At 66.8% G+C, this 17,054-nt stretch carries 15 protein-coding genes and 2 pseudogenes; 10 read left to right on the plus strand and 7 right to left on the minus strand.

Going from position 1 to position 17,054, the window contains the following annotated elements; all coding sequences use genetic code 11:
• The first annotated feature begins 49 nt into the window (after positions 1–49).
• From IJ15_RS0105040 to IJ15_RS0105070, 7 genes are all read left to right on the plus strand, one after another.
• Positions 50–1,783: an ABC transporter ATP-binding protein gene (locus IJ15_RS0105040; RefSeq protein ID WP_031937256.1), complete on the plus strand. Its 1,734-nt coding sequence runs from the start codon at positions 50–52 to the stop codon at positions 1,781–1,783.
• Between the two features lie 26 nt (positions 1,784–1,809).
• A complete protein-coding gene (locus IJ15_RS0105045) occupies positions 1,810–3,708 on the plus strand; it encodes an ABC transporter ATP-binding protein (protein WP_051918513.1) in 1,899 nt (632 codons plus the stop codon).
• Position 3,709: 1 nt separating this feature from the next.
• Positions 3,710–4,873 carry an acyl-CoA dehydrogenase family protein gene (locus IJ15_RS0105050; RefSeq protein ID WP_031937258.1) on the plus strand — a complete coding sequence of 388 codons (1,164 nt, stop codon included), beginning with the start codon at positions 3,710–3,712 and terminating at the stop codon, positions 4,871–4,873.
• A 188-nt stretch (positions 4,874–5,061) separates the two neighbouring features.
• On the plus strand, positions 5,062–7,395 hold the full coding sequence (locus IJ15_RS0105055; protein ID WP_031937259.1) for a nitric-oxide reductase large subunit: 2,334 nt from the start codon (positions 5,062–5,064) through the stop codon (positions 7,393–7,395).
• Positions 7,392–8,057, plus strand: coding sequence for a hypothetical protein (locus IJ15_RS0105060; RefSeq protein WP_031937260.1), 666 nt, complete (start codon positions 7,392–7,394; stop codon positions 8,055–8,057). Before IJ15_RS0105055 ends, IJ15_RS0105060 begins: the two co-directional genes overlap by 4 nt.
• On the plus strand, positions 8,054–8,866 hold the full coding sequence (locus IJ15_RS0105065) for a slipin family protein (protein WP_031937261.1): 813 nt from the start codon (positions 8,054–8,056) through the stop codon (positions 8,864–8,866). Before IJ15_RS0105060 ends, IJ15_RS0105065 begins: the two co-directional genes overlap by 4 nt.
• A gap of 33 nt (positions 8,867–8,899) precedes the next feature.
• Entirely contained in the window at positions 8,900–9,361 is a 462-nt protein-coding gene (locus IJ15_RS0105070; protein WP_031937262.1) for a PPOX class F420-dependent oxidoreductase, read from the plus strand.
• A 53-nt stretch (positions 9,362–9,414) separates the two neighbouring features.
• Here IJ15_RS0105070 and IJ15_RS0105075 read toward each other — a convergent pair whose 3' ends face one another.
• The 3 genes from IJ15_RS0105075 to IJ15_RS0105085 all read right to left on the minus strand — a co-directional run bounded on the left by IJ15_RS0105075 (position 9,415) and on the right by IJ15_RS0105085 (position 11,107).
• Positions 9,415–9,879, minus strand: coding sequence for a nucleoside deaminase (locus IJ15_RS0105075; protein WP_031937263.1), 465 nt, complete (start codon positions 9,877–9,879; stop codon positions 9,415–9,417).
• 98 nt (positions 9,880–9,977) lie between these two features.
• Entirely contained in the window at positions 9,978–10,448 is a 471-nt protein-coding gene (gene cynS, locus IJ15_RS0105080; RefSeq protein WP_031937264.1) for a cyanase, read from the minus strand.
• A gap of 71 nt (positions 10,449–10,519) precedes the next feature.
• A complete protein-coding gene (locus IJ15_RS0105085) occupies positions 10,520–11,107 on the minus strand; it encodes a carbonic anhydrase (protein WP_031937265.1) in 588 nt (195 codons plus the stop codon).
• Between the two features lie 125 nt (positions 11,108–11,232).
• On the opposite strand from IJ15_RS0105085, the gene cynR reads away from it, so the two are divergent.
• A complete protein-coding gene (gene cynR / locus IJ15_RS0105090; RefSeq protein WP_031937266.1) occupies positions 11,233–12,153 on the plus strand; it encodes a transcriptional regulator CynR in 921 nt (306 codons plus the stop codon).
• Positions 12,154–12,194: 41 nt separating this feature from the next.
• Here cynR and IJ15_RS0105095 read toward each other — a convergent pair.
• Positions 12,195–12,383 (minus strand): annotated as a pseudogene (locus tag IJ15_RS0105095) (hydroxylase); the annotation flags it as partial.
• A 42-nt stretch (positions 12,384–12,425) separates the two neighbouring features.
• Positions 12,426–13,256, minus strand: a complete 831-nt coding sequence (locus IJ15_RS0105100; RefSeq protein WP_051918511.1) for a DUF1206 domain-containing protein — start codon at positions 13,254–13,256, stop codon at positions 12,426–12,428.
• A 135-nt stretch (positions 13,257–13,391) separates the two neighbouring features.
• On the opposite strand from IJ15_RS0105100, the gene IJ15_RS0105105 reads away from it, so the two are divergent.
• Both IJ15_RS0105105 and tgt read left to right on the plus strand, forming a co-directional pair.
• Complete coding sequence (locus tag IJ15_RS0105105; protein ID WP_031937269.1) at positions 13,392–14,231, plus strand: class I SAM-dependent methyltransferase; 840 nt, start codon at positions 13,392–13,394, stop codon at positions 14,229–14,231.
• 31 nt (positions 14,232–14,262) lie between these two features.
• Positions 14,263–15,528 carry a tRNA guanosine(34) transglycosylase Tgt gene (gene tgt / locus IJ15_RS0105110; RefSeq protein WP_031937270.1) on the plus strand — a complete coding sequence of 422 codons (1,266 nt, stop codon included), beginning with the start codon at positions 14,263–14,265 and terminating at the stop codon, positions 15,526–15,528.
• Here tgt and IJ15_RS0105115 read toward each other — a convergent pair.
• Positions 15,495–16,247: a queuosine precursor transporter gene (locus IJ15_RS0105115; RefSeq protein WP_031937271.1), complete on the minus strand. Its 753-nt coding sequence runs from the start codon at positions 16,245–16,247 to the stop codon at positions 15,495–15,497. The two genes, tgt and IJ15_RS0105115, sit on opposite strands and share 34 nt — an antisense overlap.
• Before the next feature lie 120 nt (positions 16,248–16,367).
• Positions 16,368–17,054 (minus strand): annotated as a pseudogene (locus IJ15_RS26350) (hypothetical protein); the annotation flags it as partial.

Genomic DNA, 17,054 nt, shown 5'->3' on the forward strand with positions numbered 1-17,054 from the left:
GGCCCGATCCCTCCTTTTTCGCCCTTCGGATTGGTAACCTTCGCGAACCATGCTGATCAGACTTCTCGGCACCTACCTGGGGCCATACAAGCGCGACCTTGCCGGCGTCGTACTCCTCCAACTCGTCGCCACCGGCGCTGCGCTGTATCTGCCCAGCGTCAACGCCGACCTGATCGACAACGGTGTGGCCGCCGGTGACACCGGCTACATCATGACCGCGGGCGCGAAGATGCTGCTCGTGACGTTGGTGCAGATCATCTGCTCCATCGGGTCGGTGTATTTCGGTGCCCGCGCCGCGATGGGCTTCGGTCGCGACGTGCGCAGCGCGGTGGTGACCCGTGCCCGGTCCTTCTCGTCCCGGGAGTTCGGGCGGTTCGGGGCACCGTCGCTCATCACCCGCAGCACCAACGACGTGCAGCAGGTGCAGATGATGGTCGTGCTCAGCGCGACGATCCTCGTGATGGCGCCGATCATGTGCATCGGCGGCATCATCATGGCGGTGCGTCAGGATGCCGGCCTGTCGTGGATTCTCGCGGTCAGCGTGCCACTCCTCGCCGTCGTGATGATCGTGATGATCACGAAGATGGTTCCCGAGTTCCGCACCATGCAGACGCGGATCGACGCGGTGAACCGGGTCTTGCGCGAACAGATCACCGGCATCCGTGTGGTGCGCGCGTTCGTGCGTGAGCGGTCCGAGGCCGAGCGGTTCGACGAGGCCAACACGTCGCTGACGGACACCGCGCTGCGGGTCGGTCGCCTGAGCGCCCTGATGATCCCGCTCGTGATGATGATCGCGAACCTCACCAGCGTCGCCGTCATCTGGTTCGGCGGCCACGAGATCGACAACGGCTCCATGGGTATCGGGTCGCTGACCGCGATGCTCAGCTACATCATGCAGATCCTCATGGCGGTGATGATGGCGTCGATGATCGCGATGCTCGCCCCCCGCGCCGCGGTGTGCGCCGAGCGCATCACCGAGGTTCTCGACACCGAGCCGTCGGTGCTGCCGCCGGGGGCACCGGTGACCGTGATGCGCCAGCCCGCCCGCGTGGAACTGCGCGACGCCGAGTTCAAGTACCCGGGCGCCGAGGAGCCGGTCCTACGCGGTATCAGTTTCACCGCGGAACCGGGCAAGACCACCGCGATCATCGGTGCCACCGGGTCCGGCAAGACGACCCTGCTCAACCTGATTCCCCGACTCCTCGACGTCACGTCCGGATCGGTGCAGGTGTCGTTCACCGACGTCCGCGAGCTCGACCCCGAGACGCTGCGCTCCCACATCGGCCTGGTCCCGCAGAAGCCGTTCCTGTTCTCCGGCACCGTCGCCACCAACCTGCGGTACGGCAAGCCGGACGCCACCGAAGAGGAACTGTGGCGTGCGCTCGAGATCGCGCAGGCGGCCGACTTCGTCCGCGCGATGCCCGAGGGCCTCGACACGCCGATCTCGCAGGGCGGCACCACCGTCTCCGGCGGGCAGCGGCAGCGTCTGGCGATCGCCCGTGCGCTGGTGCGCCGCCCGGCGGTCTACCTGTTCGACGATTCGTTCTCGGCGCTCGACCTGAGCACCGACGCCCGGCTGCGCGCGGCGATGCGGCCCGAAACCGAGGATGCCTGCGTGATCATCGTGGCCCAGCGTGTGTCGACGATCGTCGACGCCGACCAGATCGTCGTCCTCGAGGAAGGCGCGACGGTCGGCATCGGGACGCACGAGCAACTGCTCGAGACCTGCTCGACGTACGTCGAGATCGTCGAGTCCCAGCGTTCCGTGCAGGAGGCGCTGTGAGCACCGCGACCCAGTCCTCGCCCCCGATGCCCGGTTCGCCCGGAGCCCCGGCCGCGAAGGCGGAGCACTTCGGTGCATCCATGAAGCGTCTGCTGGGACGGCTGCGCTCTCACCGGACCGCGGTCATGGTCGTGCTCGTCCTCGCCGCCGCCAGCGTCGTGATGTCCGTCGTCGGTCCGCGCCTGCTGGGTCACGCCACCAACATCATCTTCGACGGCGTGATCGGTCGGCAGTTGCCCGAGGGCCTGTCCAAGGACGAGGCCGTCCAGGGACTCCGCGCGGCGGGGGAGAACCAGTTCGCCGACATGGTCTCCGGCATGAACGTCGTGCCCGGCAGCGGTATCGACTTCACCGCCGTCGGCCGCGTTCTCGCGCTCGTGCTGGCGCTGTACCTCGCGTCGGCGTTCGTGGCGTGGCTCGCCGCCTACCTGCTCAACATCATCGTGCAGGGCGTCGTGCGGGATCTGCGCAACGAGGTGGAGCGCAAGCTCAACCGACTTCCGTTGCGCTACTTCGACACCTCCTCGCGTGGCGATCTGCTCAGTCGCGTCACCAACGACATCGACAACGTCTCGCAGAGCCTGCAGCAGACGCTCAGTCAGTTGGTGACCGCGGTGCTCAGCGTCATCGGCATCCTCGCCATGATGATCGTCATCTCGCCGCTGCTGGCGCTCATCGCGGTGCTGACGGTGCCGTTGTCGGCGGTCGTCGCGGCCAAGATCGCGAAGCGGTCCAAGCCGCACTTCGCTGCGGTGTGGAAGACCACCGGCGACCTCAACGGTCAGGTCGAGGAGGCCCTCACCGGTCACGAGCTGGTCACAGCGTACGGCCGCGGCCGTGAGGTGCAGGCCGAGTTCCAGGAGAAGAACGAGCAGCTGTACCAGTCCGGGTTCAAGGCACAGTTCATCTCCGGCATGGTGATGCCGGCGATCATGTTCCTCGGCAACCTCAACTACGTCGCGATCGCCGTGATCGGCGGCATGAAGGTCGCATCGGGCACCATGAGCCTCGGCGATGTGCAGGCGTTCATCCAGTACTCCCGCCAGTTCACGCAGCCGCTCACCCAGATCGGTTCGATGGTGAACCTGCTGCAGTCGGGCATCGCATCCGCCGAGCGCGTCTTCGCGGTCCTCGACGAGGAGGAGGAGTCCGACGATCCGGACCCCGCCCTCACCCCGACCCAGGCCCGTGGGCGCGTCCAGTTCGAGGACGTCCGGTTCGGCTACGACCCGGAAACCCCGCTCATCGAGGATCTTTCGCTCACCGCGGAGCCCGGCCAGATGATCGCGATCGTCGGCCCCACGGGTGCCGGCAAGACCACGCTGGTGAACCTCATCATGCGGTTCTACGAGCTCGACGGCGGCCGCATCACCCTCGACGGCGTCGACATCGCGCAGATGACCCGCGACGATCTGCGCTCGCGGATCGGCATGGTCCTGCAGGACACGTGGTTGTTCGGCGGCACCATCCGCGACAACATCGCGTACGGCCACCCGAATGCCACCGACGAACTGGTCCACGAGGCCGCACGGATGAGCTACGTCGACCGCTTCGTGCACATGCTGCCCGACGGCTACGACACGGTCATCGACGAAGAGGGCAGCAACGTCAGTGCCGGCGAGAAGCAGCTCATCACGATCGCCCGTGCGTTCATCGCGCAGCCGTCGATCCTGATCCTCGACGAGGCCACCAGCTCGGTCGACACCCGCACCGAACTCCTGGTGCAGCAGGCGACCGCGCAGCTGCGCAGCGACCGCACGAGCTTCGTGATCGCGCACCGACTGTCCACGATCCGTGACGCCGACCTGATCGTCGTCATGGAGGACGGTCACATCGTGGAGCAGGGCAACCACGACGAGCTGCTGACGCGGCGCGGCGCGTACTACGACCTGTACAACAGCCAGTTCGCGGGAGCGGTGGACTGACATGACGATGCAGCCGCTGGACCTGTTCAGGATCGATACGCTTCTCGGTGACGAGGAACGCGACATCCAGGCCACGGTCCGGCGGCTGGTCGACGAGCGGCTGCGTCCGCAGCTGCCCGAATGGTTCGAATCGGGAACGCTGCCACGGGAAATCGCCGGCGAACTCGGCGGTCTCGGACTGTTCGGCATGCACCTGCAGGGATACGGCTGCGCCGGCACGAACGCGGTCAGCTACGGACTCGCCTGCCTCGAGCTCGAAGCCGGTGACAGCGGGCTCCGCAGCTTCGTGTCCGTGCAGGGCTCACTGTCGATGTTCTCCATCCACCGGTACGGCTCGGAGGAGCAGAAGCAGGAGTGGCTGCCCCGGCTGGCGTCCGGGGAGGCCCTCGGCTGCTTCGGCCTCACCGAACCCGACTTCGGTTCCAACCCGGCGGGCATGCGCACCCGCGCCCGCCGCGACGGGTCCGACTGGATCCTCGACGGCACCAAGATGTGGATCACCAACGGCAGCCTCGCCGACGTCGCGACCGTGTGGGCACAGACCGACGAGGGCGTGCGCGGTTTCCTCGTGCCCACGGGGACACGCGGATTCACTGCCACCACCGTGCACGGCAAGCTGTCGATGCGCGCGTCGGTGACGTCGGAACTGGTGCTCGACGGGGTCCGGTTGCCCGCGTCGGCGCAACTGCCCGGCGCGCACAGCCTCGGTGCGCCGCTGTCGTGCCTCAACGAGGCCCGCTTCGGCATCGTGTTCGGTGCACTCGGGGCCGCCCGCGACAGCCTCGAGACGGCCATCGCCTACGCCGGAACCCGCGAGGTGTTCGACCGCCCCCTGGCCGGCTACCAGCTCACCCAGGAGAAGCTCGCCGACATGACCCTCGAACTGGGCAAGGGCATGTTGCTGGCAATCCAGCTGGGACGCATCAAGGATCGCGGCGACATCACACCCGACCAGATCAGTGTCGGCAAGCTCAACAACGTCCGCGAGGCCATCGCGATCGCCCGCGAGTGCCGCACCATCCTCGGCGCCAACGGCATCACCCTCGAGTACTCGCCGCTGCGGCACGCCAACAACCTCGAATCGGTGCTCACCTACGAGGGCACCAGCGAGATGCACCTGCTGTCCATCGGCCGGGCGCTCACGGGGCACGCGGCGTTCCGCTGAGCTGGTTTCCGAATCCGCCGGGCACATACACCGCAATCCGGTCGATGGCGGCGAAAAGCCCTGTGCAGCCGTGGTGTTCGTGGGATATCGTACTGCGTGAGGCCTTCTGTCAACGCACGCCCGTGAACCCCAGGGTCCCCCGATGACGCTTACCGCGGCGGGGTGAGTCCGCCGGTGGAGGTGTCGAGATGGCCCACAACACCGTCGAACGTACCGGTGCGGAGCCGCCCCGAAAACGTTCCCCGATGCAGATCTCGAAGACGTGGGTGCAAGCTGTCGGCTTGGTCATGGTCTTCGGCTTCTTCGTTCTCGGATTCCTGGCCTACCGCACCTACACCGATTCGATGCCGAGACCCGTTCGGGTGGTGGATAGTTCGGGCGAACAGGTCTTCGACGGCAACGACATCGTCGCCGGGCAGGAGTTGTTCCTCAAACGCGGACTGATGCAGTACGGGTCGATCGTCGGGCACGGCGGCTATCTGGGGCCCGACTACACCGCCGACTATCTGCGGCGTTCGGCCTCCACCGTGCGTGACGACCTGCTGCGCGAGGGCGTGCCGGATCCGGATGCGGCGATGCTCGAGGAGTTCCGTACCAACCGTTACGACGAGAGCACCGGTGTCCTGGTGCTCACCGATCGTCAGGTCAAGGCGTTCGGGGAGGTCCAGAAGCACTACGCCACGTTCTTCGGTCCCGAGGCCAACGAGAACGGACTGCTGCCGGACGCGATCAGCGACCCCGGTGAGATCAGGCAGCTCACATCGTTCTTCGCGTGGACGGCGTGGGCGGCCGCGGCGGAGCGTCCCGGCGTGGACTATTCGTACACCAACAATTGGCCTCCGGAACCGTTGGTGGACAACAAGCCGACCGCCGATATCGTCGTGTGGAGCGTGCTGTCGCTGATCGCACTGCTGGGCGGCACCGGCATTCTGTTCGCGGTGTACGGGCGGTGGAGCCAGAAGATCGGCTGGCGCAGTGTCGACGCCCCGGCGATCTCGTTCCGTCAGCCCGGCGAGGTGCGGATCACTCCCGCGCAACGGGCGTGTGCCTGGTTCTTCTTCGTCATCGCGCTGCTGTTCCTCGGGCAGACGCTCGTCGGCGGCGCCACCGCGCACTACCGCTCGGATCTCCTCAGCTTCTACGGGTTCGACCTGGCCGACTACCTGCCGTTCAACCTTGCGCGGACCTGGCATGTCCAACTCTCGATCCTGTGGCCGGCCGCCGGCTTCCTCGCGGCCGGAATCTTCTTGGCCCCGTTCATTTCCGGAAGGGAGCCCAAGAACCAGCACCTGCTGGCGTACGGTCTGCTGGGTGCGGTCGGACTGGTCGTCGCCGGCAGCATGACCGGCGAGGCGCTGTCGATCTACGGTGTGGAGTGGTCGGTGGGTGCACCGTTCATCGACCAGCAGTGGGAGTACATCGACCTGCCGCGGGTATGGCAGGTGCTGCTCGTCATCGGACTGTTCCTCTGGATCGCGATCATCTATCGCGGCATTCGGGCCAGATTGAAAGGCGAGTCGCGGGGCAACATGCCGTGGCTGTTCTTCTACTCGGCCCTTGCCATCCCGGTGTTCTATGCGGTCGGACTGCTCGCGGGCACCGAGACGCACCTGTCCGTCGCGGACTTCTGGCGGTTCTGGGTGGTGCACCTGTGGGTGGAGGACTTCCTCGAACTGTTCACCACGGTGATGGTCGCGTACGTGTTCGTGATGCTCGGAGTCGTGCGCGAAAAGATCGCTCTCGGAATCATTTTCCTCGACATCGTGCTGTACTCGGCGGGTGGTGTGATCGGCACGATGCACCATGTGTACTTCTCGGGCACCCCGGTCGAGCACATGGCGCTCGGCGCGTTCTTCTCCGCGCTCGAGGTCATTCCGTTGACGTTCCTGACGGTCGAGGCCTGGAGCTTCCTGCAACTCGGGTCCCGGCAGCAGTCGCGCACCGCGAAACCGTTCCCGCACCGGTGGGCCGTCATGTTCCTCGTCGCGGTCGGTTTCTGGAACTTTCTGGGCGCCGGTATCTTCGGGTTCCTCATCAACCTCCCGATCGTCTCGTACTACGAGATCGGGACGGGTCTGACCGCCAACCATGCACACGGCGCGATGATGGGTGTGTACGGCAACCTCGCGGTCGGGCTGTCGCTGTTCGCGCTGCGCTATCTCATTCCGCCCGAACGATGGCCCGACAAACTGGCACGGCTGTCGTTCTGGTGCCTCAATCTCGGGCTCGCCTGGATGGTGTTCGCGTCCCTGCTGCCGCTCGGTGTCGCGCAACTGTACGAGTCGGTGGCCAACGGCTACTTCGAGGCACGCTCGCTCGCCGAACTCACCAAGCCGGGCAACCTCCTGCTCGAATGGATGCGATTGCCGGGCGACGTGGTGTTCATCGTCGGCGGTGTGCTGCCGTTTCTGTGGATCTGCTGGCTCGGTGTTCGCTACCGGATCAAGGCCACCACTCACGAGCAGCCACAGGACGTGTTGTTCATCGAGGTCCATCCGCCGGAGAAGGAACACGAGTCGTGAGCGCCGTCGACCCGGTGACCTGGCTGATCTGTGGGTACTCCGCGTTCCTCGTCGTCGCGGCGTACGGGCTGGATCTGTTGGCGAGGCGGGTCGGCCGTCGCGCGGGGGACTGGGCGCACGGCGCGTTCACCTATCACCGTGACCACGACGCTTGGGAGTGCCCGCAGAATCAGTGGCTGTGGCCGACGTCGTTCGACCCGGAGAACCGCGTCATGCGCTACCGGGCCAGTCCGGCCGTATGCAACAGCTGTCGGGTCAAGGCGTCGTGCACCACGTCCGAGCACGGCCGGGAGGTGAGCCGGGCGCTCGACCCGTGGCCGCACTCGGAGGCCGGGCTCTTCCACCGGGGAATCGCCTGTGTCCCAGCGGCACTCGCGGTACTTTTCCCGCTGTTCGCGGTGATCGGGTTGCACACGCCCGTCGAGGCGGCGGTTCTCGTCGGGACGGCCGTGCTGGCGGCCGTGTGCTCGTTGCCGCTCACGTCGCACCTGCGGCGCAGCCCCGCGAACTTCGAGTCGCCCGATCCGGCAGTGCCGGAGACGAATCCAGGGGAGGATGTCATGCCACAGGACCGCTACCGAACACGGTGGGGCGGATTCGACCCCACCCGCGCCGACGACGGTGACCCGCCGGCCGGCTGGAGCCGGGTGAGGCGCTCGTGAACGCCGTCGTGATCGTCCTGGCGGTGATCGTCGTCGCCGCGGTTCTGCTCGTGTTCTCGGTCCGCGTCCTGCGGGAGTACGAGCGTGGTGTGATCTTCCGCCTCGGCCGGGTGCGTCCCGCGTCGGGCCCGGGCCTGCGCCTGCTCGCGCCCGCGCTGGACCGGATGATCCGGGTCGATCTGCGGGTGGTGACGCTGACCATCCCGCCGCAGGAGGTCATCACCAAGGACAACGTGCCCGCCCGGGTCAACGCCGTCGTGCTGTTTCAGGTGACCGATCCGGTGAAGTCGGTGACGGCGGTCGAGAACCATGCGGTGGCAACGTCACTCATCTCGCAGACCACGTTGCGATCGGTGGTGGGGCGTGCGGACCTCGACACGCTGCTGGCGCACCGCGACGAACTCAACCGTGACCTGCGCGCCAGTATCGACGCGCAGACCGAACCGTGGGGTGTGCAGGTGCGGGCCGTCGAGATCAAGGATGTCGAGATCCCGGAGGCGATGCAGCGGGCGATGGCGCGCGAGGCGGAGGCCGAGCGGGAGCGTCGCGCCAAGGTGATCAACGCGCACGGTGAACTGCAGGCGTCGGAGGAGTTGCGGCAGGCCGCGGAGGTGCTCAGCCGGAATCCGGCCTCGTTGCAGTTGCGGTATCTGCAGACGCTGCTCGAGCTCGGCGCCGACCAGAACTCGACGGTGGTGTTCCCGTTGCCGATCGACATCGTCGGCCCGTTCCTGTCCGGGATGGGAAACGCCTGGGCACAGTCGGCCGGATCACCGAACGGGGCTTCGCCGGACGGCCGGCGCAGCTGAGTGCATGTACCGAGCCGATCAGGAGAGGACACCATGGCCGTCGCCACCGCCGAGACCGTCACCCGCGACCAGTTGCTCGACTTCATCCGTCCCCGCCACCGTGCGGTTCTCGTTACGCACAAAAGATCTGGGGGACTGCAGATTTCACCCGTCACTGCGGGTGTGGACGACGAGGGCCGGATCGTGATCGCGACGTACCCGCAGCGAGCGAAAGCCGCCAATGTGCGCCGCGATCCCCACGTGAGCCTGTGTGTGCTCTCCGACGACTTCAACGGCGCCTACGTCCAGAGCGACGGCACCGCAGAGGTTCTCGACCTGCCCGATGCGCTCGAACCTCTCGTCGAGTACTTCCGCTGCATCTCGGGCGAACACCCCGACTGGGACGAGTACCGCGACGCCATGCGCAGGCAGGGCAAGAGCCTCATCCGGATCACGATCGACGAGTGGGGCCCCATCGCGACGGGTGGGTTCCCGCCGGGTCTGGCGCGCGACTGAGCTTCGCAGCCGCTGGGCGAGAAGCGGACTCGGTCCGGACTCGACGACCGCGGCTACTCCGAGTTCACCTGCCAGAACCGGTACACGTCGACGGCGTCCTCGCGGGGCTCGTAGCGCATAGGTAGCCGGCGGTCCTGCCAGGGCTTGGCGAACTCGTCGTAGAAGGTCGCGAGTTCGAAGTACTTGCGGTCGTCGACGTAGTAGGGCGCGTAGGAGTCGCGGGTGGTGAGGAAGACGACCTCGTCGGGGGAGCAGTAGTACAGCGAACCCAGGCACATCGGGCAGGGATGGGCGAGGACGTAGATGGTTGTGCCGGTCAGGTGCTCGGTGCCGAGCTTGGTGCAGGCCTCGCGGATGGCGAGGATTTCCGCGTGGGCGGTGGGGTCGCCGGTCTGGGCGACCATGTTGGGGCTCTCGGCGAGAATTTCGCCGTCCTTGACGATGACGGTCGCGAACGGACGACCGCCGTCCGTGACGTTCTGGCGGGCGATGTCGATGGTGCGCTGGACGAAGTCCATGGGGTTCTCCTGGAATGGTCGAGGGCGGGGTGGGCCGGAAGGCTGCTTCCGGCCCACCCCCGTTGCTGCCCGGCCGGTGACGCGGGTTCGGTGTCTGATCAGAACGGCTTGGTCGGCAGGTACTTGCCGTTCAGGGTGATGACGGCACGCTCGCCGCCCTCGGGGTCGGCGACCTTCTTCACGTCGAGCTTGAAGTTGATCGCGGAGATGATGCCGTCGCCGAACTGCTCGTGGACCAGGGCCTTGAGGGTGGTGCCGTAGACCTGGAGCATCTCGTAGAAGCGGTAGATGGTCGGGTCGGTGGGGATGCCGCCGGGGATCGAGCCGCGGGTCGGAACGGACTGGAGCAGCAGCGCCGCGTCCTCGTCGAGGTCGAGCAGCTCGGCGACGGCCTCGGCGGACTGCTGCGGCAGCGGGTGCTGGCCGAGTACGGCGGCGGTGGTGAACGCCACCGACAGTCCGGAAACGTCGGCGATCTGCTGCCAGGAGAGGTCCTTGCGGGTCTTGGCATCGACGGCGGCCACGGCGAGGGCCTGGCGGGCGGTGGGGTCGAGCTGGGACTGGATCATGATCGGTGTTTCCTTCTCTCTGGGGTGGACCACTTCGCGCGGATCGCGAAGCAGGAGGTGTGGATAGGGAGTCAGACCGCGAGCGCGGGGCGGGTAGTGGACAGTTCCTGGACGTCGCCGGTGGCGATGTCGAAGACCCAGCCGTGGAGGGTGACCTTCTGCTCTGCCAAGGCGCGGGCGACCGAGGGGTGAGTGGCCAGGTTCGCCAGCTGGGCCAGCACGTTCTGGTGCACCAGGGCGTCGACGTCTCCGGTGGCTGTGGTGCGAGCCTGGGCGGCGTCGGCATGCCGCAGCCAGGCGGCAACCGCGGGCGCACCGCTGAGGTCGTGGCTCTCGGCGAGTGCGGTCATCGCCCCGCATGCGGAGTGACCGCAGACGACGATGTCCTCGACACCCAGTGCGGCGACGGCATATTCGATGCTCGCGGCCACCCCGTCGGCTTCGGGGGTGTAGGCGGGCACCAGGTTGCCGGCGGTGCGAATGACGAACAGGTCACCCGGCTCGGTGCCTGTGATCAGCTCGGGGACGACGCGGGCATCCGAGCAACTGATGAACAGCGTGTGTGGCGTGTGGTGGGTGGCGAGATGGGAGAAGAGTTCCGCCTTTTCCGGAAAGACATCCTTCCGGAAACTGGCGACTCCTTCGGCGAGGTCGTGCATGGGTCACTTCCTTCGTGGTGGTCGGCCCGGCGTGGGCTTACGAGAACCACTGTGCATGAGCTGCGCATATAGTGTCCAAGACTTGTTATCCATAGAAACGATTGGTGGCATCTATAATCGATTCCATGGCCGTTCTCGAACTGCGTCACCTGCGCTACCTGCTCGCCGTTGCCGAACACGGCAACTTCACGCGCGCCGCTGAAGACCTGCACATCTCCCAGCCCACGCTTTCCCAGCAGATCAAGCAACTGGAGCGGACCGTCGGAGTGCAGCTGCTCGACCGCACTGGCCGCGCGGTACGGCTCACGGACGCTGGTGCCGTCTACGCCGAGCACGCCCGACGCGCGCTGCGCGACCTCAATGCCGCCGAACGCGCAGTTCATGACGTCCAAGACCTCTCCTGCGGCCACCTGCGCCTGGGTGCAACCCCCACGTTCACCGCGTACCTGATCGGCCCGCTCGTCGCCGAGTTCCACACCCGCTATCCCGGTATCGGTCTGACCCTCACCGAGACGACTCAAGACCGCGTCGAAACCGCACTGCTCGCCGACGACTTGGATCTCGGTATCGCCTTTGCCGGCCCCCACCCGCCCGGCATCACGGCCACCGCGCTCTTCACCGAAACTCTCAGCCTCGTCATCAGTGACGCGCGGGCCGCACTACAGCCGGAACTCGTACCGGCGCAAGAACTTCAGGATCAGCAACTGGCGCTACTCAGTGGCGACTTCGCAACCCGCGGGCACATCGACGCCTACTTCGCCGGGCAGCGCATCGAACCCCGAATAGCGATCGAGGCCAACACCATTCAGGCTCTGACCGAGATAGTGCAACGCACCCCCGTGGCCACGGTCCTGCCGGACGCCATCACCCACGACCATCCCCATCTCGCGCCCATCCCGCTCGATCCGCCCCTACCCGCCCGAACGGTTACCCTCCTGCATCGACAAGGCGCCTACCTCAGCGCCGCCGGTCGAGCCTTCACCCGGCTCATTCACGAAATCGTCGGCGACCGCGGTTACGGCCCAACGCCTTCGTCGCGAGAATGACAGACGTCGCCCGACCAGTGTGGCGGGCCGGGCGATGCCCGTCAGATCATCGCGCGATGGATGCCCTGCGGCTCTCCTCCGAGTTCGGTGAGCGCGGAGGCGTAGAAGATCTTCATCTGCAGCGCACCGCCGCCCGGACCGGGCGACCCCGGCAGGCGGCCGCGGTCTGGGTGCGTCGGCCGACGGCCCCGCTGCTCGAAGCTGACGGTCTCGCCGCGTTCGGTCATGTTGTCACTACAGGTGACCTGCCCGACGGCCTCACATCCCGGCGATCACATCCTGCCGTAGCGCGCCAGGACGAAGCAGTAGGCGCCGTAGGCGACGACACCGAGCCCGGCCGCGACGAGGAGCACCTGGCCGAAGGGGGCCGTACCCAGCGTCTTGACGGCACCGTCCAGCCCGCTCGCCTTGGCAGGATCGGTCGTGAACGTCGCGATGACGACCAGGACGCCCGCGCCGCCGATCGCCAGGCCCTTCGCGATGTAGCCCACGACACCGAGAGGCGTCGCCACTCGTGGCAGGCCGGCCCGGTGCAGGTCGTCGAGAAACTTCTTCTTGGCGCCCTTGTAGACGTGGTAGGCGCCGATCCCGATGATCGCCAGACCCACGGCGACGAGAACCGCCTTGCCGCCGGCGGATTGCATCAACCGAGCACTCACGCTCATGTTCTGTTCGGTGCTCGACTTTCCGCCACCGCGCGCGAACTGGAACGCGGTGAAGGCCAGCGCGAGATAGGCCACGGCGACTCCCGCGGTCTTCCCGCGGTCCAACACGGACGGCTCCTCGACGTCGGAGCGCTTCCCGACGAATGCCTCCACCACCCGCCACGCCGCGAGTGCGGCCAGGGTCACGGCCGCCACCCACAGCGCGAGTCGGCCGCCGGGCTGTGAAGCCAGAGTCGTCAGGGCGCCCGACTGATCGGCGGTTCCCGGGTCACCGAACGCCAACCTCATGACGATGTAGCCGATCAGGAGATGTACGACCCCGCTCGCCGCCTGGCCGACGCGGGCGATGTTCTCGAAGGCGGGATGCTGGGCTGAATTCGCGGTTCCCGCCGCAGTGCGTGGTGTCACGCGCAGGCCTCCGTTCTCGCGGTGGTCCATGACGGGAAAAAGCGTATCGCCGCGCCGAGTCACCTGCTCGGGACGAACGGAACCACAGGTCACGTGGGTGTGGGTGGCGAAATCGTTCCCCCGGGGTGGGTTGTTCCGCGCGGAACCTCGGAGCACGCTCGAAACATGAGCGAATCACTTGTAGCCAAGGAAGCCGATCGGGTTCTCAAGTCCAAACACCGGGCGGTGTGGGCGTCGGGCGACTATCCGGCTGTCGCGGAGGACGTCATCCCCGAACTCGGTGCGGTCCTGGTCCGGGCGGCGGGGGTGCACGACGGGCAGCGCGTCCTCGATGTGGGCGCCGGTACCGGAAATGCCGCGATTCCCGCCGCACTCGCGGGTGCCGAGGTGGTGGCGTCGGATCTCACGCCCGAGCTGTTCGACCGCGGCCGCGAACTCGCCGCCAAGCGCGGCGCCCGCCTCGAGTGGAAGGAGGCGGACGCGGAGGCGCTGCCGTTCGCCGACGACGACTTCGACGTCGTGCTGTCGTGTGTGGGCGTCATGTTCGCGCCGCACCATCAGGCCAGTGCCGACGAGTTGGTCCGGGTCTGCCGGCCGGGCGGCACCATCGGGCTGCTCAGTTGGACGCCGGACGGTTTCATCGGCCGGATGTTCGCCGCGATGAAGCCGTACGCGCCGCCGCCCCCGCCGGGTGCGCAGCCGCCGCCGCGGTGGGGCGACGAAACTCACGTGCGGGAACTGCTGGGGGACCGGGTCACCGATGTCGTCGCGCATCGGGACACCGTCCGCGTCGACCGCTTCGAGGGCCCCGAGGCGTTCCGGGACTACTTCAAGGCCAACTACGGACCGACGATCGCGGTGTACCGGGCCATCTCCGACGATCCGGACAAGGTGGCGGCGCTCGATCGGGATCTCGCCGACCTGGCCCGACAGTTCGACGTCGGCGCCGGATCGTTCGCGATGGACTGGGAGTATCTGCTGCTCACCGCGGTCGAGCGGGCGTAGCTCACCCGCCGGCCTGTGACAGTATGGCCAGGTGAGTGATGTAGTGCCGACGCCGTCCGATCCGTTCTTCACGGTGGGCACCCGCCTGCCCGACAAGCTGGGTCGCACCGGCACGATCCACACCCCGCACGGTGACATCCAGACCCCGGCGTTCATCGCGGTCGGGACCAAGGCGACCGTCAAGGCGGTGCTTCCCGAGGCGATCAAGGATCTCGGCGCGCAGGCCGTCCTGGCGAATGCCTACCACCTGTACCTGCAGCCGGGTTCCGACATCGTCGACGAGGCCGGCGGGCTCGGGAAGTTCATGAACTGGGACGGCCCGACGTTCACCGACAGCGGCGGCTTCCAGGTGATGTCCCTGGGTGTCGGGTTCAAGAAGGTGCTGGCGATGGAGGCCGTCGGTGTGCAATCCGACGACGTCATCGCGGAAGGCAAGCAGCGGTTGGCGCACGTCGACGACGACGGTGTCACGTTCAAGTCGCATCTGGACGGCTCGGCGCACCGGTTCACCCCGGAGGTGTCGATGCGGATCCAGCACGAGTTGGGTGCCGACATCATGTTCGCGTTCGACGAGTTGACGACGCTGCTCAACACTCGCGGCTACCAGGAGCAGTCCGTCGAGCGGACGCAGGCGTGGGCGGTGCGCTGCGTCGCCGAGCACGAGAAGCTCACCGCCGAACGCGCGCACCGGCCCTATCAGGCACTGTTCGGTGTGGTGCAGGGCGCGCAGTACGAGGATCTGCGCCGGCAGGCCGCGCGTGGGCTCGAGACCATCACTGGCGTGAGCGGACGCGGCTTCGACGGCTACGGCATCGGCGGCGCGCTCGAGAAGCAGAACCTCGGCACCATCGTGCGCTGGGTCAACGAGGAACTGCCCGAGCACAAGCCGCGGCACATGCTCGGGATCAGCGAGCCCGACGACATGTTCGTCGCGATCGAGAACGGCGCGGACACCTTCGACTGCGTCAACCCGTCCCGCGTCGCCCGCAACGCCGCGATCTACCACCCGGACGGCCGCTTCAACATCAACACGGCGCGATTCCGTCGGGACTTCACCCCGATCGACGACGAGTGCGACTGCTACACGTGCGCCAACTACACGCGCGCGTACATCCACCACCTGTTCAAGGCGAAGGAGATGCTCGCCTCGACGCTCTGCACCATCCACAACGAGCGGTTCACCGTGCGTCTGGTGGACCGGATCCGGGAGAGCATCGAGGGCGGCTACTTCGACGAGTACAAGGCGGAGATGCTGGGCCGCTTCTACGGCAGCAAGCCGTCCTCGACGGGTGTGTAGGTCGGTTCGCGCTTCTTGACGAACGCGATGACCCGGTACGTCACGGGCATCACCAGGATCTCGACGAGGGTCTTCCACACGAAACCGACGATCACGTAGTTGAGGAAGTCGTCCCACGTGGAGATGCCGATCGCGCCTGCCGCGATGGAACAGAAGATGACGGTGTCGGCGAGCTCGCCGACCACCGTCGACCCGATGAGCCGCGCCCACAGATGCTTCTCCCGGGTGCGTTCCTTGATGAGCACGAGAACCGCGGAATTGAGCAGCTGCCCGACGAGGTAGCCGGCGAGTCCGGCGATCAGCAGTCGCGGCACCACACCGACGACGGCGTCGAACGCGGCCTGGTTCTCGTAGAAGTCGGCGGGCGGGAGCTGCTGGGTGATCCAGAAGCTCAGCGCGGCCAGCAGCAGCGCGCCGAAGCCCATGAAGATCGCGCGGCGGGTGGCCTTGAAGCCGTACACCTCGCTGAGGACGTCGCCGAGCACGTACGCGAGGGGGAACAGGAAAAACCCACCGTCGGTGATGATCGGCAGGACCTGGAACGGGCCGAACGTGACGTCCTGATCGACGAAGAACGCGACGCCCTTGGTCGCGCAGATATTGGAGATCAACAGAGTCATCGTGAACAACGCCACGATGGTGGCGTAATAACCGCGGCTGACGTGGGCGAATGCCGCAGGTTCGGAAACGGTGGATCGGGTTTGCGCTGGCTCTGTCACCGCGCCATCCAAACATTCGGGGCGGTGTGACGGGGATCCGCACCCCGTGTCAGCCCGTTTTGCGCACTTGCCGCTCGTCCGGGGCGGTCCGGAGAGCGACAAGTGCGCAAGACGTGGGGACTACGGAGCGACGGGCCCGCCGACGGTGACGCGGTATGCGTAGGTCGACGCGATGATCGACAGCGGCACCGTGACCAACAGCCCGAGACCGAACGGGATCGCGCCGAGGATGTTGATGCCCAGCAGTGCGAGGGCCAGGAGCAGGAGAGGGCTCCAGTTCGAGGAGATCGCCCGGAAGCTGGACTTGATCGCACCGATCGGGTCCTGGTTCTGGTCGATCACGAACTGCAGCGTCCACCAGGTCAGGAAGATCGCGAAGAGGCCGGGAATGATGCACAGGATCAGGCCGACCGTGGTCAGCACGCCGACCAGGAAGCACGCGACGACGACGGCGCCCATGTTGCGGATCTGGAAGAACGATCCGATGGCCGGTTTGGTGCCGTCGGTTTCGTGCAGTGCCCCCGTCACGAAGGCTGCCTGGATCAGGTAGCCGACGACGATCGAGATCAGACCGCCGATGAACGTCACCGCATTGTTGCTGCTGGCGAAAGCCCAGTTGAGCAGACCCTGGATGACGGCGGCGATCAGCATCATCACGACCCACGAGAGCGCATTGCCGGAGAACTTCCGCCACCCGTACGAGATGGCGTCGCCCACGCGGAGCCCCGACCCGGGTGTGGGCCGGCCGTAGCTGGAGTCGAACGCCGGGGGCGGTGTCGGATAGCCACCCGGCGTGCGACTCCAGCT

The sequence above is a fragment of the Prescottella defluvii genome (assembly GCF_000738775.1).
GTDB lineage: Bacteria > Actinomycetota > Actinomycetes > Mycobacteriales > Mycobacteriaceae > Prescottella > Prescottella defluvii.